Origin of the sequence: Pantoea sp. T14 (assembly GCF_036663535.1) — a bacterium.
GTDB classification, from domain to species: domain Bacteria; phylum Pseudomonadota; class Gammaproteobacteria; order Enterobacterales; family Enterobacteriaceae; genus Pantoea; species Pantoea phytostimulans.
Genome location: NZ_JAWUEB010000024.1, coordinates 238,328 through 260,868, shown reverse-complemented (window position 1 = coordinate 260,868; position 22,541 = coordinate 238,328). Strand labels below are relative to the sequence as shown.

The 22,541-nt window shown below is 55.0% G+C and carries 10 protein-coding genes; 1 reads left to right on the top strand and 9 read right to left on the bottom strand.

The features are described from left to right. Position 1: 1 nt before the first annotated feature. The 8 genes from SC127_RS12350 to SC127_RS12315 all read right to left on the bottom strand — a co-directional run bounded on the left by SC127_RS12350 (position 2) and on the right by SC127_RS12315 (position 18,611). On the bottom strand, positions 2–3,103 hold the full coding sequence (locus SC127_RS12350; RefSeq protein WP_243078695.1) for an efflux RND transporter permease subunit: 3,102 nt from the start codon (positions 3,101–3,103) through the stop codon (positions 2–4). Beyond that, a complete protein-coding gene (locus tag SC127_RS12345) occupies positions 3,100–6,312 on the bottom strand; it encodes an efflux RND transporter permease subunit (RefSeq protein WP_332626673.1) in 3,213 nt (1,070 codons plus the stop codon). The genes SC127_RS12350 and SC127_RS12345 overlap by 4 nt, the downstream gene beginning before the upstream one ends. After that, positions 6,309–7,535, bottom strand: coding sequence for an MdtA/MuxA family multidrug efflux RND transporter periplasmic adaptor subunit (locus SC127_RS12340; RefSeq protein WP_332626671.1), 1,227 nt, complete (start codon positions 7,533–7,535; stop codon positions 6,309–6,311). The genes SC127_RS12345 and SC127_RS12340 overlap by 4 nt, the downstream gene beginning before the upstream one ends. Positions 7,536–7,971: 436 nt before the next feature. Then, positions 7,972–9,378: an efflux transporter outer membrane subunit gene (locus tag SC127_RS12335; protein ID WP_215847776.1), complete on the bottom strand. Its 1,407-nt coding sequence runs from the start codon at positions 9,376–9,378 to the stop codon at positions 7,972–7,974. After that, positions 9,368–12,496 carry an efflux RND transporter permease subunit gene (locus SC127_RS12330; RefSeq protein WP_243078699.1) on the bottom strand — a complete coding sequence of 1,043 codons (3,129 nt, stop codon included), beginning with the start codon at positions 12,494–12,496 and terminating at the stop codon, positions 9,368–9,370. The genes SC127_RS12335 and SC127_RS12330 overlap by 11 nt, the downstream gene beginning before the upstream one ends. A 9-nt stretch (positions 12,497–12,505) precedes the next feature. Beyond that, positions 12,506–13,642 carry an efflux RND transporter periplasmic adaptor subunit gene (locus tag SC127_RS12325; protein WP_243078700.1) on the bottom strand — a complete coding sequence of 379 codons (1,137 nt, stop codon included), beginning with the start codon at positions 13,640–13,642 and terminating at the stop codon, positions 12,506–12,508. Positions 13,643–14,205: 563 nt separating this feature from the next. Next, on the bottom strand, positions 14,206–15,933 hold the full coding sequence (locus tag SC127_RS12320) for a penicillin-binding transpeptidase domain-containing protein (protein WP_215847777.1): 1,728 nt from the start codon (positions 15,931–15,933) through the stop codon (positions 14,206–14,208). A gap of 404 nt (positions 15,934–16,337) precedes the next feature. After that, positions 16,338–18,611, bottom strand: a complete 2,274-nt coding sequence (locus SC127_RS12315; RefSeq protein ID WP_215847778.1) for a molybdopterin guanine dinucleotide-containing S/N-oxide reductase — start codon at positions 18,609–18,611, stop codon at positions 16,338–16,340. A gap of 191 nt (positions 18,612–18,802) precedes the next feature. On the opposite strand from SC127_RS12315, the gene galR reads away from it, so the two are divergent. Next, positions 18,803–19,804 carry an HTH-type transcriptional regulator GalR gene (gene galR / locus SC127_RS12310; protein ID WP_243078701.1) on the top strand — a complete coding sequence of 334 codons (1,002 nt, stop codon included), beginning with the start codon at positions 18,803–18,805 and terminating at the stop codon, positions 19,802–19,804. A gap of 114 nt (positions 19,805–19,918) precedes the next feature. On the opposite strand, the gene SC127_RS12305 is transcribed toward galR, so the two are convergent. Continuing rightward, positions 19,919–22,294: a beta-N-acetylhexosaminidase gene (locus SC127_RS12305; protein ID WP_332626667.1), complete on the bottom strand. Its 2,376-nt coding sequence runs from the start codon at positions 22,292–22,294 to the stop codon at positions 19,919–19,921. Between the last annotated feature and the right edge of the window lie 247 nt (positions 22,295–22,541).

Below are 22,541 nucleotides of genomic sequence, written 5' to 3'. Positions count from 1 at the left end.
ATCAGGATTCCGCATGGCGCAAACGGCGCCATTGACGTTGAGTTGCGCGGCTCAAACGATCGAGCCAGAGGTAAATAACGGGCGTGGTGAACAGCGTCAGCAGCTGGCTCAGCGCCAGACCGCCCGCAATCGCGATGCCCAGCGGGCTGCGCAGATCGGCATCGCCGCCACTGCCCAGCGCCAAAGGCAAGGCACCGAAAAAGGCCGCCAGCGTGGTCATCATGATCGGACGAAAGCGCATCAGGCAGGCTTGAGTAATCGCCTGCTGCGGCGACATGCCCAACCTGCGTTCTGCGTCGATGGCAAAGTCGATCATCATGATGGCGTTCTTCTTCACGATACCAATCAGCAAAATAATGCCGATCAGGGCGATAACCGTGAGTTGCGTACCGGTGAGCAGCAGCAGCAGCAGCGCGCCCACGCCCGCCGAAGGCAACGTAGAAAGAATGGTCAGTGGATGGATATAACTTTCATACAGCACGCCCAACACGATATAGACCGCCGCCAGCGCCGCCAGGATCAACCACGGCATGGTGGCGGTGAGCTGCGCAAACGCCGCGGCGGTACCCGCAAAACCAGCCTGGATCGTCGAAGGCAAACCGAGTTTCGCCATCGCCTGTTTGATCAGCACCTGCGCCTGTTCCAGCGAAACGCCATCATTGAGGTTAAACGCCACGGTGCTGGTCGCTGATTGGCCCTGATGCGTCACTGACAGCGGCGCATTGCCACCCACAAACGTGGCGAAGGCCGACAGCGGAATGCGGTCGCCATTATCGTTAATGACATAAAGCTGTTTGAGAATTTCTGGGTCGCGCGTGTAGCTATCCTGCAAACTCATCACCACGTGATACTGGTTCAGCGTGTGATACAGCGTTGCGATTTGCCGCTGGCTAAAAGCATTATTCAGCAGCGTGTCGAGCATCTGAACGTCAACGCCAAGCCGGGTGGCGCGGTCGCGATCAATGTTCATCACCACTTCCTGACCGCCCGTTTGCGAGTCGGAATCGACGCTGTTGAACTGCGGAATTGCCGCCAGCGCCGCCTGTACTTTGGGCGTCCATTCGCGCAGCAGATCAAGATCGTCAGCCTGCAAACTGTACTGATACGTCGCGTTGGCGCTGCGTCCGCCGATATGCAGATCCTGCGCTGCCATCAGGAACATCTGTGCGCCAGCGATATGGCTGGTTTTCATGCTCAGGCGGTTCGCCACTTCGGTGGCCGTGGCATCGCGCTGATCAAAATCTTTGAGGCGCACAAAGAAGTTCGCGCTGTTACGCGAGCCGAACATCCCACTGCCCATCGATGACATCACGCTTTCCACCGCCGGATCGGACTGAATGATCTTGGTAAACGCCAACATCTTCGGCTTCATCGCCTGAAACGAGATGTTTTGATCGGCACGCAGCGCGCCCATTAGCAGGCCGGTGTCCTGATTCGGGAAAAAGCCTTTTTCCACCACCGAGAACAGAAACAGGTTGAGCAGCACCGTCAGCACCAAACTGAACATGGTGAGCTTTTGGTGGCGCATCACCCAATTCAAGCCGCGCGAATAGGCGTCCAGCAAGCGATTGAGCCGGTTTTCAATAAACTGATAGAGCGGATGCGGCCGTTTAGTGACCTTGGGCTTGGGTTTGAGCAGTCGCGAGCAGAGCATCGGCGTCAGGCTCAACGACACAAACATTGAGATCAGCAGCGACACGGTGAGCGTCACGGCAAATTCGCGGAACAGACGCCCGACGATGCTGCCCATCAGCAAGATGGGAATGAATACCGCAATCAGCGACATGGTCATAGACAGCACGGTGAAACTCACTTCCTGCGCACCGCGCAGCGAGGCCCGCAGCGGACTTAGCCCCTCTTCAATGTGGCGCGTGATGTTTTCCAGCACCACGATCGCATCATCCACCACGAAGCCGGTGGCGATAATCAGCGCCATCAGCGACAGGTTATCGAGGCTGTAGCCGAGCAGATACATCACAGCGCAGGTGCCAATCAGCGAAACCGGCAAGGCCAACGCGGGAATGATCACCGCCTGCAGATTACGCAGAAAGACAAACACCACCGCAATCACCAGCAGCACTGCTACCAGCAAGGTTTCTTCCGTGTCGTAAAGCGAGGCGCGCACCCCAGGCGAACGGTCCACCACCACTTTCAGCGCGGTATCCGCAGGGAGATTTTTTTCCAGCTCCGGCAGTTGCGCTTTGATCGCATCAATGGTGTCGAGCATATTAGCGCCCGCCTGGCGTTTGATACCCACCATCACCGAAGGCGACGCGTTAAGGAACCCCGCCTGATATTGATCTTCAACCGAGTCATAAACGGTTGCGACATCGTGCAGCCGCACCGCTTTTCCCTCTTTATAGCTAACGATCAAATCGCGATAGCTTTTGGCTTTATCCAGCTGCCCGTTGCTGTCCACCACCCAAGATTGCGTGCTGCCTTGTAACATCCCTTTTGGCAGATTAGTGGTGCTGTTGGCGACCGCGCTGCGCACGGTATCGAGTGAAATGCCATATTGCGTCAGCTTCAGCGGTTGCAGATCGATGCGCACTGCAGGCAAGGCGCTGCCCATCAGCGACACTTCGCCTACCCCTTTCACCTGCCCCATCGCCTGCTCAATTTTGCTTTCAGCAAGATCGTAGAGTTCGCCTGGCGTGCGGGTTGCAGACGTCAACGCCAGCATCACTATCGGCGCATCGGACGGATTGGCTTTACGGTAGGTTGGCAGCGATTCCATGGCGCTCGGCAGCAGACTACGCGAGGCGTTGATTGCCGCCTGAACGTCACGCGCCGCACCGTTGATGTCGCGATCAAGCTCAAACTGCAAAATGATATTGCTGGAACCCTGCGAGCTGCTTGAGGTCATTTCCGTTACGCCCGCGATTTGCCCCAGCGAGCGCTCCAGCGGGGTGGCCACCGTTGCCGCCATGGTTTCCGGGCTGGCACCCGCCAGGCTGGCGCTGACCATAATGGTCGGGAAATCAACCTGCGGCAGCGGCGCGACCGGCAACAAGCGATAGCCCAAGGCGCCCAGCAGCAGGATCGCCATGGTGAGCAGCAAGGTCGTAACCGGACGGAAGATAAACAGCCGGGTCAAATTCATTGCCCACTCCGCGTCTGCTGCTGACGGCGTTTCACCCACGCGTTGCCGCGCTGTGCAATCGCGTCAAACCACAAGTAAATCACCGGTGTAGAGAACAATGTCAGCGCCTGGCTGACGATCAAACCGCCAACAATCACCAGACCCAGCGGCTGACGCAGCTCTGCGCCCGAACCGGACGCCAGCATCAGCGGCAACGCACCCAGCAGCGCCGCCATGGTGGTCATCAGAATCGGGCGGAAACGCAATAAACAGGCTTGATGGATGGCGTCACGCGGGCTGAGGTGCTGCTTATTCTCCGCTTCTAGCGCAAAGTCGATCATCATAATGGCGTTCTTTTTCACGATGCCGATCAGCAGGATCACGCCAATCAACGCGATCAAGCTGAATTCGGTGCCCGCCAGCATCAGCGTCAACAAGGCGCCCACCGCAGCCGACGGCAGCGTGGAAAGGATGGTCACCGGATGAATAAAGCTTTCATACAGAATGCCGAGCACCACGTACATGGTGATCAGCGCCGCCAAAATCAGCCACAGCGTGTTACCCGTCGCGCTCTGGAACGCTGACGTTTCGCCCTGATAACGCAGCGTCACGCTCGATGGCAGTTGCAGCTGTTCACGCACCTCGGCAATCGCTTTCTGCCCATCTTCCAGTGAATAACCGGCATTCAGGTTGAAGGAGATCATCACTGCCGGGAATTGGTTCAAACGCATATGCATCAGCGAACCGGTGCGCTGGTGAAGGGTGGCAATCGACGTCAGTTTCACCATGCCGCTGCTGCTGGTGGTGGAACTGTCGCTACTGCTGGTGGTGGTTGACGTGGTGCTGCTACTGCTCGACGTGCTGCTGCTCGTGCTGCTGTCGCTCTCTTCGTCTGAACTGCTGGAAGGTTGCAGATAAACATCATCAAATGACGCCGGGCCTTGTTGATACCTCGGCGCGACTTCCAGCACCACGCGATACTGATTCGACTGAGTAAAAATAGTCGACACCAAACGCTGACCAAAAGCGTTGTAGAGCGCGGTATCCACATCCGAAGCAGTAATGCCGTAACGCGCCGCTTTATCGCGGTTCAGCTCGACATACGCCACGCGTCCCTGATCCTGAAGATTGCTTACCACGCCATTAAACTCTGGACGCTGTTGCAGTGCCGCCACCATTTTCGGCGACCACTGCACCAGATTTTCGCTGTCTGCATCGTCAAGCGTGAACTGATACTGGCTTGGCGTAACCTGGTCGTTGACTGTCAAATCCTGGGCCGATTGCATATAGAGCTGAATACCAGCCACCTGCGTCGCCGCCTGTTGTAGCTGTTTGATCACTGCATCGGCTTTGTCATTGCGCTCATCAAATGCCTTGAGGTTGATCTGTATACGCCCGCTGTTCAGACTGGTGTTATTGCCATCAATGCCAATCGTAGAGGACAGACTCTCTACCGCAGGATTCTGCAAAATCACTTTCGCCAGCGCCTGTTGACGCTTTGCCATCTCATTAAAAGAGACATCCTGCGACGCCACGGTCACGCCCTGAATCAGACCGGTATCCTGCGTCGGGAAGAAGCCTTTCGGTACCATGACATAGAGCAGCGCGGTCAGCGCGAAGGTGGCCAGCGCCACCAGCAGCGTCAGCTTTTGGTGATTTAACACGATGGTCAGCAAGCGATCATAGCCGCGAATCAGCTTATCGAATAATTCACCGCCCTTGCGTGAAAAGCGCGACTGCTTTTCGACTGGAATGTGGCGCAGCAGATAGGCGCACAGCATTGGCGTTAAGGTTAGCGACACCACCATTGAGACCAGAATCGATACCGCCAGCGTGATAGCAAACTCGCGGAACAAGCGTCCGACCACGTCGCCCATAAACAGCAGCGGAATCAGTACCGCAATCAGCGAAAAGGTTAGTGAAATGATGGTGAAACCAATCTGCTGCGAGCCTTTTAGCGCCGCTTCCATTGGCGGTTCGCCCTCTTCCAGCCGCCGCGAGATGTTTTCAACCACCACAATGGCATCATCAATAACGAAACCGGTAGCGATGGTCAGCGCCATCAACGAGAGGTTATTCAGGCTGAAGTCAGCGAGGTACATCACACCAAAGGTGCCAATCAACGACAGCGGCACCGCCACGCTGGGGATCAGTGTCGCTGCCACATTGCGCAGGAACAGGAAAGTGACCATCACCACCAGCGCAATCGAGAGCATGAGCTCAAACTGCACGTCACTGATCGAGGCGCGAATGGTTTGCGTGCGATCCGAAAGAACCGTCATTTTCACGCCATCTGGCAGCGCGGCCTGCAAAGTCGGCAGCTGTGCCTTAATTCCATCCACGACCTGAATCACGTTCGCACCCGGCTGGCGCTGCACGCTGATGACAATCGCCGGGCTGTTATTCGCCCACGCCGACTGGAAGCTGTTTTCCGGCCCTTGCTCAATATGCGCAATATCTTTCAGACGCAGCGCAGCACCGTTTTGATAAGTAATGATTAAATTGCCGTACTCGTCTGCGGTACGCAGCTGATCGTTGGCGTCGATAGTGACCGAATGGTATTTACCATCAAAGCCGCCTTTCGAACCGTTAACGTTGCTGTTGCTAATCAGGGTGTTGACGTCTTCCAGCGTCAAATTGTGCGCCGCCAGCGCTTTTGGATCCATCTGCACCCGAATCGCCGGTTGATGTCCGCCCGCCAGCGTCACCATGCCGACACCAGAAATTTGCGATAGCTTGAGCGCCACGCGCGTATTCACCAAGTCCTGCACCTGCGTCAGCGGCAAGTTCTCTGAGCTGGCAGCTAAGGTGATCACCGCGCTGTCCGCCGGATTGACCTTTTTGTAGGTTGGCGGGTTTGGCAGATCGCTGGGCAGCAGATTGTTCGCGGCATTTATCGCCGCCTGCACTTCCTGCTCCGCCACATCCAGCGACAGGTCGAGACTGAACTTCAGAGTGATGATCGATGATCCACCGGAACTGGTGGAGGTCATCTGACTCAAACCCGCCATTTGACCGAGTTGACGCTCCAGCGGCGAAGTCACCGATGAAGCCATCACGTCCGGGCTGGCGCCGGGATAGAGCGTGGTGACCTGAATGGTCGGATAATCGACCTGCGGCAGCGCCGAGGTGGAAAGAAACTTATAGGCAAAAATACCGGCGATCAGCACGCCCACCATCAGCAAGATGGTGGCGACCGGACGCTGGATAAACAAGCGTGACGGATTCATTTGGCCTCGGCGGTTGCGGTGGTTTGCGTTTCATCCGCCACCGACACTTTGCTGCCGTTGGTCAGGCGATCAATGCCTTCCGTTACCAGACGATCGCCCGGCTCTACGCCTTTTAAAATCGCTTGCCGATCGTCATCCAATGCCGGCCCGGCGGTCACCGCTTTGCGCGTCACGGTATTGTCTTTGTTGATCACAAAAACAAAGCTGCCGTCGCTGCTCATCTGCAACGCTTGTGTTGGGATCACCGTCGCGCCTTTCAATAGATTGGTCTGCAAACGCAGATTAACGAACTGATTAGCGAACAGCGCTTCGTCTTGGTTGGGGAAGGTGGCCTTTAGCTCAACCGTGCCGGTGGAGGTATCGATCTGGTTACTGATGAACTTCACCTCACCGTTGGCCAACGTGCTGGTATTGTCCTCATCAAACGCCGTAGCGGGCAGACTTTGATTGTTATGCAGCGCTTTGACCAGCGTGGGGATATTGCTCTGCGGCACGCTAAACGTGACGGCGGCGGGCTGCATCTGAGTCAGAGTGACTAAACCGGTGCTGCTGGAGCTTTGCACCATGTTGCCCGGATCAACCTGACGCAATCCAACACGGCCGCTAACCGGCGCAGTGATGCGAGCGTATTCGATACTGAGTTTAGCGCTGTCGATTTGCGCCTGATCGGTGGCAACCGCACCGCGATACTGCCCTACCGTGGCTATCTGCGTATCCAGATCCTGGCGGGAGAGAGAATCTTGCGCCGCCAGCTTGCGATAGCGCGCCAGCGTCAGTTCTGCGCTTTTCAGCAGTGCCTGGTTCTCATTTAACGCACCTTGATATTGATTCAACGTCGCCTGATAGCTACGCGGATCAATCTGCGCCAGCAGCTGTCCTGCTTCAACTTTCTGCCCTTCAGTGAAGTAAACCTTCTCCAGCTGTCCATCGACACGGCTGGTAACGGTAACGCTGGCGCTGGGGATGACGGTGCCAAGTGCATTGAGATAAACCGGTACATCTGCGGTGCTGGCCACGCCGCTGTGTACCAGCGTTGCGCCGCCGCCCATCATCATGCCAGGACCACCGCGACCTGCATGACCGCCTGGCGGCATACCGCCACTCGATCCTTTGCCAAACGGCAACAAACGCCAGGCAACAGCGGCAATAATCAATACCACGATTAAAAGAAGCAGCCATTTAAGCCAGCGGGAACGAGGGGAACGGGATGCGTTAGTAATCATCGAACTCTTCAGGTAAACAAGGAATAAGGAATTCCCCCTTAAAAACAGGGGATTATTTCGTGGTGCGTACTCTAAATACGTTGCGTTGCATGACGGTAGCACGCTGACGAATCCCGATAGGCGTAGTGAACGACAGGATTCGGGTAAGTGAGCATAGCCAACAAAGAGGCAACGTAACGTATAACGGGCACAATTATCACGGCACGCATTATCGGCTAAATTTGATGCGATTTTCCATCGCCAAACCGTAAGGTTTTCGTTAAGAAGAATCAGGGTTTCGCTCGGTTCAGCGCGATGACTCTGCTTTAGACCTGGTCTGGTTAAGCTGAGATAAACCTTGATTAACCGGCAAGGTGTGTCGAAAAGCGTTGCCGAACAGGGACGCTTAAAATCGCGACTAGCCGCCTCGCTAAATGCGTGACGAGACGGCTCGTCATTATGATTTCCAGCCGCCGCCCAATGCTTCGTACAGCGTAATTTTTTGATTAAGCTGCCCCAAATGTGCCGCAATCAGCGCCTGCTGTGCCGTATACAGCGAACGCTGTGCGACTAACACATTGAGATAGTTATCAACGCCTTGCTTATAACGCAAATCTGAATAGTCGTAATCGCGCTGGTTGGCCGCGACCTCTTTTTGCAGCGCCATGAGCTGGCTCTGCCAGGTATCCTGCCCAGCCAGCGCATCGTTAACATCTTTAAACGCAGTCTGAATCGCTTTCTCATAGTTGGCGATCTCGATACGTTTTTCGATTTTAGCGATATCCAGATTGGCCTGATTCACTCCGCCGTCGAAGATCGGCAGAGAGATCGAGGGTGCAAACGACCAGGCGCCTGTACCGCCTTCCAGCAGATGCCCCAGCGAGCTGCTGGTTGAGCCGCCCGATGCGGTTAGCGTGATATTCGGGAAGAAGGCCGCGCGCGCAGCGCCGATATTGGCATTAGCGGCTTTAAGAGTGTGCTCAGCAGCGATGATATCCGGGCGGCGCGTCAGCAGATCCGATGGCAATCCCGCTGGCGTCTGCGGAAATTGCCAGTTGCTGTCAAGTGTGGCGTTTTTCAGCAGCGTGGCGGGTAAATCAGTGCCAGCCAACAGCCGCAGCGCATCCACATCCTGTCGTACCTGACGCGTATAGCTCGCCACATCCGCTTCGGCGCTGCGCACGGTGCTTTCTGCTTGTGCCAAATCCTGATCGCTGCTGACGCCGCCGTTGTAGCTTATTTTGGTCAGATCATAGGATTTCTGCTGACTCTGCACAGTTTGTTCGGCGAGATGCAGAAGATCATTATCGGAACAGAGCGTTAGCCACGCCGATGCCACCTGTGAAATCAGCGAAATACGCGTTGCGCGTTCGGTGGCTTCAGTGGAGAGATAGGTCTCCTGGGCCTGATCGCGCAGGCTACGCAAGCGTCCCCAGAAATCCAGCTCCCATGAAGTCACGCCTAATCCGGCGTTTAACTCGTGATAAGTCACCGCGCCGGTCGATTGCGTATTGTAGAGGTTCGCGGGTTCATGGGCCGACGTCTGGCTGGCGGTGGCGTTAATCGACGGCAGCAGCGCAGCGCGATCGATCTGCACCGAGGCACGCGCCTGTTCAACATTCAATGCTGCGACGCGCAGGTCGCGGTTGTTTTGCAGCGACAGGTCGATCAGCTGGCGCATCGTGGCATCGTTGAAGAAGTTCTGCCACGGCAGATCGGCGACATTGCCGACCGGCGTATTTTGATCGTAATGCGTATCCACCGGCAGCGTTGGGCGCTGATAGTTGGGCTGTAACGTACAACCGGTTAAGCCAAGGGCGGCCACCAATGGCAGCAGCGTCCAGCGCGTTGCTTTAGTTATCATTGTGAACAACCTCAGGCTTTTTCTTACGGGAAAAGAGCTGCGAAACCACCACGTAAAACATCGGTACAAAGAAAATGGCGAGGAATGTCGCGGTAAGCATTCCACCCGCTACCGCCGTACCAATGGAGTGCTGGCTGCCCGCACCCGCCCCGTTTGAGATAGTGAGCGGCAGTACGCCAAGAATAAATGCCATCGACGTCATGATAATGGGTCGAATACGCAAGCGTGCTGCTTCTACCGCAGCGTCCACCAGCGTTCTGCCTTCACGTTCGTGCAGTTCTTTGGCGAACTCCACGATCAAAATGGCATTTTTCGCGGCCAGCCCAACGGTGGTGAGCAATCCGACCTGGAAGAACACATCGTTTTGCAAACCGCGCAGCAGCACCGCACTGATGGTGCCCAGCACGCCAAGCGGCACCACCAATAGCACTGAGAACGGAATCGACCAGCTCTCGTAAAGCGCGGCCAGGCACAGGAACACCACCAGCACGGAAATAGCATAGAGCTGCGCTGTTTGTGAGCCAGACGCCTGCTCTTCATAGGAGATGCCGTACCACTGCACGCGGAAGCCTTTTGGCATTTTCGCGCCAATCTCTTCCACCGCTTTCATCGCTTCACCGCTGCTGTAACCTGATGCTGGCGAGCCGAGAATCTCTTCTGCCGTCATGCCGTTAAAGCGTTCATAGTGCGGTGAACCGCTAACCCATTCGCCGCTGGCAAAGGCCGAGAACGGCACCATGGTTCCGCTACTGTTACGAAAGTACCATTTGTTGAGATCTTCCGGCGTCACGCGCGAATCGGCTTTACCCATCAGGTAAACCTCTTTGACGCGGCCGTTATACATGAACTGATCGATGTAGCTGGATCCCCAAGCGACCGACAGGGTGTTGTTGATATCAGCCATGCTCAAACCCAACGCGCTGGCGCGTTCATCATTGATCTCCAGCTGATATTGCGGTTCATCTTCCATGCCGTTGAGACGAACGGCGCTCAGGCGTGGATCGTTGTTAGCCAGCGCAAGAAACGTGTGCGTGGCATTCATCATTTCCTGATGCGTATGGCCCGCAGTATCTTGTAAATAGAAGTCAAAACCGGTGGCGTTCCCCAACTCCATGACCGCCGGTGGCACCATGGCAAAGATTTTCGCGTCTTTATAATTGGCGAAGTGCCCCATGATATTCGCCGCCAGCGTTTTCACGCTCTGGCTCGATTGGGTACGTTCACTCCAGTCTTTGAGACGAACAAACGCCATAGCACTGTTTTGCCCACGTCCGGCAAAGTTAAAACCGTTGGCCGCAAATACTGTAGTGACCACCGACGCTTGCTTGTCATGCAGATAGTCGTTGAGATCGTTAATGACTTTTTGGGTGCGCTGCGATGAGGCATTCACCGGCAGTGTGATCTGCACCATCATCAATCCCTGATCTTCATCCGGCAAAAAGGTGGTCGGTACGCGTGTGAACAGATAGCCGGTGACGCCAACAATCACCAGATACACCACCAGAAACAGGCCGCGACGCGAGATGACTTTGCTGACGCCGCGGGTGTAATGCAGCGTGCCGCTGTCGAACTTGCGGTTAAACCAACCGGCCAGCCCGGTGGTTTTGTGCTCGGCGGAAGAGGATTTAAGCAACGTCGCGCACAGCGCCGGTGTAAAGATCAGCGCCATCAGCACCGACAGCGCCATGGCTGACACAATGGTGATGGAGAACTGACGATAGATAACGCCGGTCGATCCCGAGAAGAACGCCATCGGCAGCAGCACCGCCGACAGCACCAAGGCAATACCAAATAGCGCGCCCTGAATCTGCTGCATCGACTTAATGGTGGCGGTTTTGGGATCGAGCTGCTCTTCGTGCATCACGCGCTCGACGTTTTCCACCACCACGATGGCGTCATCCACCAGCAACCCTATCGCCAATACCATGCCGAACATCGTCAGGGTGTTAATGCTGTAGCCAAAAGCAGAAAGAATGCCGAAGGTTCCCAGCAAGACCACCGGCACCACCAGTGTGGTGATAAAGGTTGCGCGCAGGTTTTGCAGGAAAATCAGCATGACGAAGAACACCAGCACCACCGCTTCGAGCAACGTTTTCACGACTTCTTCGATTGACGCGCTGACCACTGGCGAGGTGTCGTAGGGATATTGCACCTCGACGTTATCCGGCAGCGAATCTTTCAGCGCTTCTACCGTGGCGCGCACCGCTTTGGCGGTATCCAGCTCGTTGGCGCCTGTTGCCAGACGCAACGCAATACCGGCAGAAGGTTTGCCATCCATGGTTGAGTCGATGGTGTAGCTTTGTGGGCCTAATGCCACGTTACCCACATCTTTAAGGCGGATCTGCGAACCGTTACTGTTTACCTTCAGCAGCACGTTTTCAAATTGCTTCACGCTGGTGAAGCGTGATTTACCCAGAATGGTGGCATTCGTTTTAGCGTCAGGAATGGTCGGCAAGCCGCCGAGCGAACCGGAAGAGACCTGCACGTTCTGGTTATCAATAGCGGTGCTGACGTCGCTCGGCATCAGGCTGTACTTATAGAGTTTGGCCGGATCGAGCCAGATGCGCATCGCATACTCAGAACCCAATACCATGAAGTCGCCAACGCCTTTGGTGCGCGAGATGGGATCTTCCAGCTTCGATACCAACATGTCGGCGAGATCACCGTTACTCAGCTTGCCATCTTTCGACACCAGGCTTATCACCATCATGAAGTTTTTTTGGTATTTACGAATACGGATGCCTTGCTGTGTGACATCAGTGGGCAGCTGAGATTCCGCCAGAGAAACGCGATCCTGTACCTGAACCTGAGCGATATCAGGATCAATGCCCTGATTAAAGGTGGCGATGATTTGCGCACTGCCATCGCTGGCGCTGTTCGATTCCAGATAGCGCAATCCATCCAGGCCATTCAGCTGTTGCTCAATGACCTGCACCACGGTGTTTTGCGTGGTTTCGGCGCTGGCACCCGGATACGTCACCGAAATAGAGACGGCGGGAGGTGAGATGTTGGGATATTGATTAACCGGTAAATTCAGCGTGGCGATAGCGCCTACCAGCATCACAATAATCGCCACAACCCAGGCGAATATTGGACGCTGGATAAAGAACGTAGACATGACGTCTCCTTATTGGGCCGAGGGATCGGTCATTGTCAGGCTGACACTGTCAGCGCTGGGCGTGTCGTTGACGTTAGCCGCCACGGTTTTCACTTTGCTGCCGCTATGCACGCTTTGCAGGCCATTCACCACCACTTTTTCGCCGCTGTTCAGACCGCGGGTGATGAGCCACCTTGCCTGGATCATTTCACCGGTGGTTACGCTGCGCTGCTCAACGCTGTCGTCAGCTTTCACTACGTAGACATAGGGCTGACCTTTGCTGTCATGCATGATCGCTTCTTGCGGCACCATAATTCCCTGCTGCTGTACGCCCTGCGGGAAACTGGCGTGCACGTACATTCCCGGCAGCAGTTCATTGTGCGGATTAGGGAACACCGCTCGCAGCACCACGCTGCCGGTCGCCTCATCAACATTCACTTCCGAGAAGGCTAATTTGCCTTGCTGCTCGTAAGTGCTGCCATCTTCCAGCGTCAGTTTTACCGCGGCCGCGTTATCGCCCACTTTCTCTAGCTTGCCGTCGGCCAAGGCTTTGCGCAGGCGCAGGAGATCGGTGGAGGATTCGCTGACGTCAACATAGACAGGATTGAGCTGTTGAATAGTGGCGAGATAATCGGTTTGTCCGCTAGTGACCAAAGCACCTTCGGTGACCAGTGACCGGCTAATGTGGCCCGTAATCGGCGCTTTAACCAAGGTGTAATCCAGGTTGACCTTCGCGCTTTCGACATCGGCTTTCGCTTCACGCTCGGCCGCGACGGCATCATCATACGTTTGCTGGCTAATGGCATGTGCAGCCGCTAAAGGCTGATAGCGTTTTGCCACCCCCGCATCGTTTTGCCAGGTTGCATGGGCTTTGTCATAGGCTGCTTGATAAGTGGCCGGATCGATTTGATAAAGAGGCTGGCCCGCTTTTACCTCGCCCCCCTCCGTAAACAGCAGTTTTTGAATCACACCGCTCACCTGCGGACGGACTTCCGCAGTTTTCACTGCAGTCGTGCGGCCCGGCAATTGAGTCAGCAAGGTTACCGGCTCGCTTTTGAGTGTGACGATGCCAACTTCCGGCGTGGTTGCAGCAGCAGGCTGCGTCGCTCCCTGGTCACAAGCAGCCAGTAAAAACACCACGCTGGCTGAAATAACTTTCATGCGCATAGTTTTTCTCAACAAGAAGGTAAAAGTAACGAGAGTGACCACTCTCAAAGGCGTTCATTGTAGGGAGGTCAAAAGAAGTACGCTGTTAAGGAAGCGTAAAATATATTTTCGAATCGAAAATCCTAAACTTTCTGTGCGGACCTTTCGCACGTTATGTTCAGAAAGCGCTGTCTCCAGGCGTGTTGTCGCCAGGCTGTCAGCTTACTGCAGCAGATGTTTTTACGTTTGTTGGTAAGCGTAAAGGGCGGGTTAAGAGGTGTGAGCAGCTAATCACAGCATCAGGTCAGCCTCGTTGTCGCCGACCTCGTGAAATGTTTACAACTCGATGTAGCGGGTTAACCGCCACGCGATTAAGGCAAAAAAAAACCCACGCATCTGCGTGGGTCGGTGTAATAACAGGGTTATAACTGCCGGAGCAGCTTTGTTTTCACACCCATCAATACCTCTGGGACTTTTATCCTCGCACCGTTGCGCGCTGAGCGACAGGCGGAAAAAGCAAATGAATACGCGGAAATGAAACGAGGTGTGAAAAACTCACACACCTCACTTACACTTTGATTTTACTAAGATTTATCCGAAGGTTTACTGTAGATAGCATCCGGTGCGACGTTCATATGCTTCAGTACTGGCCCCATGATGTTGCCGAATACCGGCGCAGCCACCGAACCACCGAAGTGGTCGCCTGCGGTTGGATGGTTGATCATTACCACCAGCGCGACTTCAGGATGGCTGGCAGGCGCCAAGCCCGCGGTATAGTTCACATAGCCGCCATCGTATTTGCCGCTGGTGCCCATCTTCTCCGCCGTACCGGTTTTGGTCGCCAGACGATAACCCGGTACCGCCGCTTTTAGCCCGGTACCGCCCGGTAAAACATCGCTTTCTAACATGTGCACCACTTGCTTAACGGTTTCCGGGTTCGCGACTTGCTCGCCGAGCACCGGCGGCGTCACTTTGGTGATCGAGAGCGGACGATAGGTACCGTAAGAACCCAGCGTGGCGTATTCACGGGCGATTTGCAGTGGCGTGACGCGTAAGCCATAACCAAAGGAAAACGTGGCGCGTTCGATATCCGCCCAGCGCGTGCGGTGCAGCGGGAAGTAACCCACGCTTTCACCCGTCAGCCCTAATCCCGTGGGTTTGCCAAGACCAAAAGCGTGATACGTGTTCACCAGCGCTTCAGCTGGCATCGCCAGCGCGATATGCGAAACGCCAATGTCGCTGGATTTCTGCAAGATGCCGGTCATGGTCAAGCGCGGCCAATGGCCAACATCACGGATCAGGTGCCCATTCACACGATACGGCGTGGTGTCGATAACCGAATCAGGCCGCACTAAATGGCGCTCCAGCCCTTCCATCACCACCAGCGGTTTCACGGTAGAACCGGGTTCGTAACTGTCGTTGATCGCGGCGTTACGCATTTGCGCAGGCGTTGCGCCATCGTAATTGTTGGGGTTGAACGATGGATAAGAGGCCATTGCCAGGATCTCGCCGGTGTCGATCTTCACCAATACGGCGGCACCTGAATCGGCTTTATTCAGCAACACACCATCACGCAGCTTGCTGTACAGCGTGTATTGATCGAACTTATCAATGCTGAGCTGCACTGTTGGCGGCTGGGTTGGCGGCTGATAGTTGATCATTGAGATGATGTTACCCATCGCATCTTGCCGATAAACCTCTTTGCCAGGCACGCCCTGCAGAACTTTATCAAAGCCCTTTTCCAGCCCGTTCAGGCCGACATTATCGGCCCCGACAATACCAATCAACGGTGCCGAGGCTTCGCTCATCGGATAAAAGCGGCTGTCGTCATACACTTCGCTGACGCCTTTTAGTCGTAACTGTTTAATGTCTTTGGCGATACCCAGCTCGACTTTACGGCCCAAATAGAGGAAGCGACGTTTAGGGTTGGCAGTGATCTGCGCGGCAATCTGTTCAGGACGCATATTCAATGCGGCAGCAAGATAGGCCCACTTCTCGCTGGTAAAATCGGGGTTGCCCTCCAACACGCGCAGCGGATCGGCAATGATATCGCGCGACGGTACGCTGAGCGCCAGCGCTTCGCCGTTGCGATCCAGCAAGGTGCCGCGGCTGGTTGGCAGCGTAACGGTACGCAGCGAGCGTTGATCGGCTTCGTGCTCCAGCATCGGCTGATTCAGGAACTGCAAATCGGCTACGCGCGCCAATAGCACCACCATGCAGGCCAGCACGCCCAGGCAGATCAAACGAAATCGAAAAGGGTTGAAAGAGGCTTTAATCTGGTCTTTTCCCAGTAGTTTTTTAATCCGGGGCATGGCATTCCGCTGCGCTAAATAATGAAAAGAGGCTTAAGTCAGCAGTTATAAAGAAAGCGCTGCCGGGATAACAGGAAAACTGTGTTTCAGTTCGTAATCCTCGTTAAATTTCAGCTTGCAGATGCGTTGACGGCTCTGGTTCATTCGAATCACTGACTCCGGTAAGCGCATCGAGATTGATTCCTTTGCCGCCTTCCTGCAAGCCGAACGCTCTGGAGAATGTTAATCACTGAATTTTGGGCAAAAAAAACCTGCGCATCTGCGCAGGTTGGTGTAATCAAAAAAAATCTATTGATGTTCACCCATCAATACCTCTGGGACCCTGACTGTAGCAAGGTGGATTGATCGGCTGCTATCACTCAAACGCAACAGTTACCCGCAAAATGTAACCAGCCATGAGATCTCTACGCTATTTTGCAAACGGGATGTTTTTTGATTTCTACCAGGCAACTCATGGCATTAGGACCTTGGGTCAGCGACGAGGTCCCGATGTCCAGCGTCAGCACATTTGGGTTGCCCGCGCGATCCCACGGCTGCCATTTGCCGCCGAAGCCGGGATCAAACCAGGCACCGGTAGACACGATCACCACGCCCGGCGTTAATCCGTCGGTCACACGCACGCCTGCCAGCATCGTGCCGCGCGTATTGCTGACTTCGATCTCATCACCCTCCACGATGCCACGCACAGCGGCATCTTGCGGATGCATGTAGAGCGTTTCATGCCCGGCCGTTTTGTTGCCCTGCACGGTTTCCGTGGCATCCAGCTGACTGTGCAGACGATCAGAGGGTTGAATCGAGATCATGTGCAGCGGATAGTCACGGCTCAACGGCGAACCCAACCACTCCTGCGGCTCACGCCATTCAGGATGTCCGGCAACATCGTCCAGCTGATAATCGGCGATGGTCTGACTAAACAGCTCAATCTTGCCGCTGGCGGTTTGAATCGGATGGGCGACTGGATCGGCGCGGAAATTATCCATAAACACATAAGGCTTGCCGCCTTCTGGAATCTCAACAAAGCCGCGTTGCCAAAATGCGTCAAACTCGGGGAACTCGATGCCTTTATGCGCATGTGCCACCGCACATTGCTGATAAAGGTGCGCGATCCACTCCATCTCATTGCGTCCTTCGGTGAAGGTTTCGCGGTAGCCAAGACGCTCAGCAAGATCAGCAAAAATATCAAAATCATTGCGCGCCTGATGCTGCGGTTTAACCGCCTGATGCATCGCAAACACGAAGCGATCGCGAGATGACCCGCCAATGTCGTTGCGCTCCAGCGTAGTGGTGGCGGGTAATACGATATCCGCCATCTGTGCCGCCGGCGTCCAGACAATATCCTGCACCACTACCGTATCGGGCTTCTGCCACCCTTCCACCAGACGGTTGAGCTGCTGGTGATGATGGAATGGATTGCCGCCCGCCCAGTGCACCAGATGGATATCGGGATAGGTCAGCGTTTCGCCCTGGAATGGATAAGGCTGGCCAGGATTCAGCAGCATGTCGCTGATGCGAGCCACAGGAATCGACAGGCCGCCGGGGTTGGGTCCAGTACTCATTAATGGCGAAGGCCCTTCCTGACGCGGATTGCCGACGCTGTTCATCGAACCGTGCCCGAAGGAGAAGCCCGCACCCGGTAAGCCTGGCTGGCCCAGCATTGAAGAGAGCGCAATCATCATCCAATAGGGCTGCTCGCCACGGTGCGCGCGCTGTACCGAATAGGAACAGGTAATAAAGCTGCGTTTACCGATGAGCTGCTGTGCCAACTGCACAATGCGCTCTGCCGGAATCCCGGTGATACGGCTGGCCCAACCGGCGGTTTTGGCCACGCCGTCACTTTCGCCCAGCAGATAAGCACGCAGCTGCGGCCAGCCGGTGCAATGGCTGGCAAGAAAAGCCTCATCTACCGCGCCGCGCTGCTGAATTTCATAGCCCAGCGCCATCATTAATGCGGCATCGGTATTGGGGCGAATCGGGATCCAGTCGGCGTTAACAAAGGCGGGGCAATCGTCACGCATCGGACTGATGTTGATGATCGGCGTACCTTTGGCGACGAGTTGTTCCAGCGCCGGTTTCAACGTGTGCTGACCGGCACCGCCGGAAGCGACCTGCGCATTTTTCAGCGCCAAACCGCCAAAGGCGACAAAAATTTCCGCGTGTTCAACCACTTCTGGCCAATCGGTCACGCGACCGGTAAGCGGCATATACGTGCCAATCACATACGGCAGGAAAAACTGTGCTGCGCCCCAACTGTAATTCCCCTGCTGATCAACACCGCCGCCGCCCTTAAAGTAAAAGCGGCGAACCAGCGTGCGCGCATGGTTAACACGGCCCGCAGAAGACCAGCCATACGAACCGGTGAAAATGCCCGATGCGCCGTAGCGCTCGCGGATACGGCGGTTTTCGTCTGCCACTAAATCCAGCGCGGTATCCCAATCCACCGCGACAAAATCTTCCCGGCCACGCAATGTGCGATCGCTGTTTTCGCGCGATTTTAGCCACGAGCGACGCACCATCGGTTGGCGGATACGTTTATCGGAGTAGACCAGTTCAGGAATAGTATTCAGCATCGGTGACGGATCGGCATCGGCGAAAAACGGTTCGCAGCCAATCAGACGATCATTTTCTGTCACGGCGTTAAAGGCGCCCCAGTGCGCCAGATGTGGCACTCTTGTTTTCATCTTTGTTTTTCACAGCAGGTGTTGGGGAAAAACAGCATAACATGCAACGCGTCGCCCTTGTAAGCCGCTGCACAAGGGCTGATTTTGCGCTCTTTTGCGACGACGCTGGCATTCTGTTGGGTTGATGTGAGCCTGCTTTTCCGTAACACTGATGCCATGTGTAAACGTTTTCCCCGGAAGCAGGTAAACGCATGTCGACCATTAAGGATGTTGCCAGACTGGCGGGCGTTTCTGTCGCCACGGTTTCTCGCGTTATCAATAATTCCCCTAAAGCCAGTGAAAGCTCGCGTCAGGCTGTAGGCCAGGCAATGGAGCAACTGCAATATCATCCAAACGCCAATGCACGCGCTCTGGCGCAGCAATCCACTGAAACCTTGGGTTTAGTCGTGGGTGACGTTTCCGATCCCTTTTTCGGCGCAATGGTTAAAGCTGTTGATGAGGTGGCAGGACAAACCGGTAACTTTTTGCTGATTGGTAACGGTTACCACAATGAGCAAAAAGAGCGGCAGGCGATTGAGCAATTAATGCGTCATCGCTGTGCAGCGTTGGTGGTTCACGCCAAAAAAATTCCTGATGCCGAACTGGAAGTGTTAATGAAGCAAGTACCGGGGATGGTGCTGCTCAATCGGCTGCTCAAAGGCTTTGAAAAACGCTGCATCGCGCTCGATGACCGCTACGGTGCCTGGCTGGCGACGCGCCATCTGATTCAGTTGGGCCATCAAAATATTGCCTTCGTCTGCTCTACTCATACCATTTCCGACGCGGAAGATCGTTTGCAAGGCTATTACGACGCGCTGAAAGAGCACGGTTTGCCGTGTAACGACCGCCTGGTGACGTGGGGCGAACCGGATGAAGTCGGCGGCGAACAGGCAATGACTGAGCTGTTAGGACGCGGCAGAAATTTCACCGCCGTCGCCTGCTATAACGACTCGATGGCTGCCGGTGCACTGGCGGTGCTAAGCGACAACGGCGTACGTGTCCCGGAAGAGATGTCACTGATTGGTTTCGATGATGTGTTGGTGTCGCGCTATGTACGTCCGCGCCTTACCACGGTGCGCTACCCGATTGTCACCATGGCGCAGCAGGCCGCAGAACTGGCGTTAGCATTGGCTAACGACCAGCCGCTGCCTGAAGTGACGAATATGTTTAGTCCGACGCTGGTGCGGCGTCATTCTGTCAGCAGGCCCATTTAATCCCGCTGTCTACTCCGAACGACAGATGCGTTGGCTGCGCATGTTCGCCCCGGCCACTTACCTGCGTAAGCGCCCGGGGACTTACCCGCTTGCCGCCTCAAGCGACGCGCTCTTTTATTTAAAGGCGCGCAACAATTTCTCTAGCGGCCGCACCAGTGCAATCACCGTTTCATCCTGCAATTGCGCCGCTGCATCCAGTTTGGCATGCATGTCGGCCACGTCGTTGGCACCAAATGCCTGATTACGCGTATAGGCATTCACCAATTCAATTCCCATTTGGCTCAGCTCATTGACCTGTTTGGCGCTGTTTTCGAGCGGCTGTAACATATAACTGGCGCTTAGCAGCGGTTTTAACTGATCGTTGTTATCGTGCCAAATGTGCAACTGCGCACGAATCGCTGCCGCTGCGGATGAATTGGCCCGGTTGGCAATCAGCGCATCCACCTGTTTGTCCAGGGCGCGTACCGCAAGACTTTCTGCTGGCAGCACATCCGCCAGACGATTCAAGGGTTCGTGATAATCATAATGTCCCGCCTGAAATTTCAGATGCTGACGCGTGTAATATTGCGCCGGTTCCAGTGCTTGTGCGAACAGCCGTAGCGGTTGAATATCACTACGATTCGCCAATCGCATCATCTGCTGTTCAGCTTGTGCATGTTGCTGCGTGCCGACTGAGATCGTGGTCCAGCGATCCATAGCTTCAAGGCGTTGATACATATTGTCGGGTTGAGTGACGTCTTTTGCCGACCATAAACGTTCAGCAACCGCAAAAGCACGTGGCCATAATTTGGTATCAATGATGCTGCTGTTAACGTTCTCGGCCCAGAGTGCGGCTTCACCGCCCAACAGGTTTTGCTGCATCTGCTGCGGATTCGGCAGCGTTGGGGCGATACCTGCTGGCACTTTCGCCATCCGCTTCCCTTGTGTGGCATAACGCACATTGCCAACCAGCATGTAACCGCTAAGCGCATCTGGCGTGAGCGTCAGGGTCGGTTTAAGAGGCCCCATCCAGGTATCAACCTCGAAGCTCACCTGCTGCGATGAAAGCCAGGTAATGCTCTTCACCATGCGACGCGATTTACCAGCGAAATCGATAAAGCCACGCCAACCCTCTTTGCCCTCGATCAGCGTAAAACTGCCGTCGACGGCCTTGCCTTTGAGGCGTGGCAGAGTAAATGACCAGCTCTGCGCCTGTTCGCCGCTGTGGATCTCATCCTGTGCTTCCAGACCTTGCGGGAAGATTTCATTGCGATAGTGATAATCGGCAGGTTGTGGCTGATCGAGATAAAAACCGGTAGAGAGAATGCCGCGATAATTATCTTTGGCCACCGCGCCCAGCGCATCCTGACCTTGCCACGACTGAATTAAAATACTGCGTGGCAGGTCAGGATGATAAATCTCATCCCAACCCACCATTTGACGATGATGCGCTTCAAGAATCTTCTCGACCCGCAGATTGAAGTAAGCCTGTAACGCATGGGCATCTTTCAGGTTATTGTCGCGCATGAACTGCTGAATTTTGCTGGACGCATTCCATTGAGTGGGATCCACCTCATCACCACCAATATGCAGGTAGGGATCGGGGAAGATCGCCGCCATTTCGCCCACCAGCGTATCGATCACGTGATAAACCTGCTCATTGCTGGGATCGAGCAGCGGCTTAAATACGCCCCAGCCACGCTCCATTTTGTAAGGTCCCGGCGCGCTCATCAGTTCAGGCATTGCCACCGCGATAGCAGAAGCGTGTCCCGGTACATCCAGTTCCGGCACCACACGCACGCCGCGCTCGGTAGCATAGCGCACCACTTCGCGCATTTCTTCTTGGCTATAAAACAGGCCATCGCTGGCCTTCTGTTGCAGCTGCGGACAATGGCTGGATGCAAAGCGCCAGCCCTGATCGTCAGTCAAATGCCAGTGAAAAACGTTCATACGCGCAGCAGCAAGACCATCGATCTGCCGTTTGATGGTTTCAATCGGCATGAAATGACGCGCGCCGTCGATCAGCAAACCACGCCATGGAAAGCGCGGTTTGTCGTGAATGGTGACGTAAGGTATTGCCGTCTCTTTGTCCCCATTTTCAATCAGCTGTAACAACGTTTCCATACCGCGCATCGCGCCGAACCGGGTATTTGCACTGAGCAGCACACCGTCACCGTTGACCTGCAACTGGTAGCTCTCATCGCTGTCCGGTTTAGGGAGCGGGTCAACGGCACGCGCAATCACCACGCGAATGGTTGGATGTTCAACCGGCTGCGCCGCTGGCAGCAATGGCCAGCCCGTTTGCCGGGCAATGCGCGCCAGCCAACGCGACTCAGCGCCAGCCAGATGATCGCCAGAAATATTCAGCGTTAGCTGTGGCGTCAAACGTAATTTCTCTCCGCTGGCAGGCTGCTCAACCTGTTGCGGCCAAGGCATTAAAGACAAGTTTTCGGCAAAAGCGGAGAAGGACAAAGCGCAACAACAGGCAACAAAAGAACGGCGTAACGACATCGGCGGGCATCCTTGTAGAGTCAATGACGAGAAGAGAGCACAAAGGCTTCATTAAAGTTGTTTCGCGGCGTAAATCAAGTGAGTCGCAGAGAAGTGTGAACCTATCCCCGTTTTTAGGCTGCGGACGCCTTTTCAAAACTGGATATCGCTTCTTTGTTTTCGGTCAAATTGAGCAACATTATTTTAAGGAAATAACTACATGTAGTGCGTATGCTCCTTAAAAACATCTATATATGGATTCAGGAAG

What these genes read in the sequence shown, in the direction of transcription:
- galR (WP_243078701.1), top strand. Translation starts at nt 18,803, where the DNA reads ATGTCGACCATTAAGGATGTTGCCAGACTGGCGGGCGTTTCTGTCGCC.
- SC127_RS12325 (WP_243078700.1), bottom strand. Translation starts at nt 13,642, where the DNA reads ATGCGCATGAAAGTTATTTCAGCCAGCGTGGTGTTTTTACTGGCTGCT.
- SC127_RS12320 (WP_215847777.1), bottom strand. Translation starts at nt 15,933, where the DNA reads ATGCCCCGGATTAAAAAACTACTGGGAAAAGACCAGATTAAAGCCTCT.
- SC127_RS12345 (WP_332626673.1), bottom strand. Translation starts at nt 6,312, where the DNA reads ATGAATCCGTCACGCTTGTTTATCCAGCGTCCGGTCGCCACCATCTTG.
- SC127_RS12350 (WP_243078695.1), bottom strand. Translation starts at nt 3,103, where the DNA reads ATGAATTTGACCCGGCTGTTTATCTTCCGTCCGGTTACGACCTTGCTG.
- SC127_RS12335 (WP_215847776.1), bottom strand. Translation starts at nt 9,378, where the DNA reads ATGATAACTAAAGCAACGCGCTGGACGCTGCTGCCATTGGTGGCCGCC.
- SC127_RS12340 (WP_332626671.1), bottom strand. Translation starts at nt 7,535, where the DNA reads ATGATTACTAACGCATCCCGTTCCCCTCGTTCCCGCTGGCTTAAATGG.
- SC127_RS12330 (WP_243078699.1), bottom strand. Translation starts at nt 12,496, where the DNA reads ATGTCTACGTTCTTTATCCAGCGTCCAATATTCGCCTGGGTTGTGGCG.
- SC127_RS12315 (WP_215847778.1), bottom strand. Translation starts at nt 18,611, where the DNA reads ATGAAAACAAGAGTGCCACATCTGGCGCACTGGGGCGCCTTTAACGCC.
- SC127_RS12305 (WP_332626667.1), bottom strand. Translation starts at nt 22,294, where the DNA reads ATGTCGTTACGCCGTTCTTTTGTTGCCTGTTGTTGCGCTTTGTCCTTC.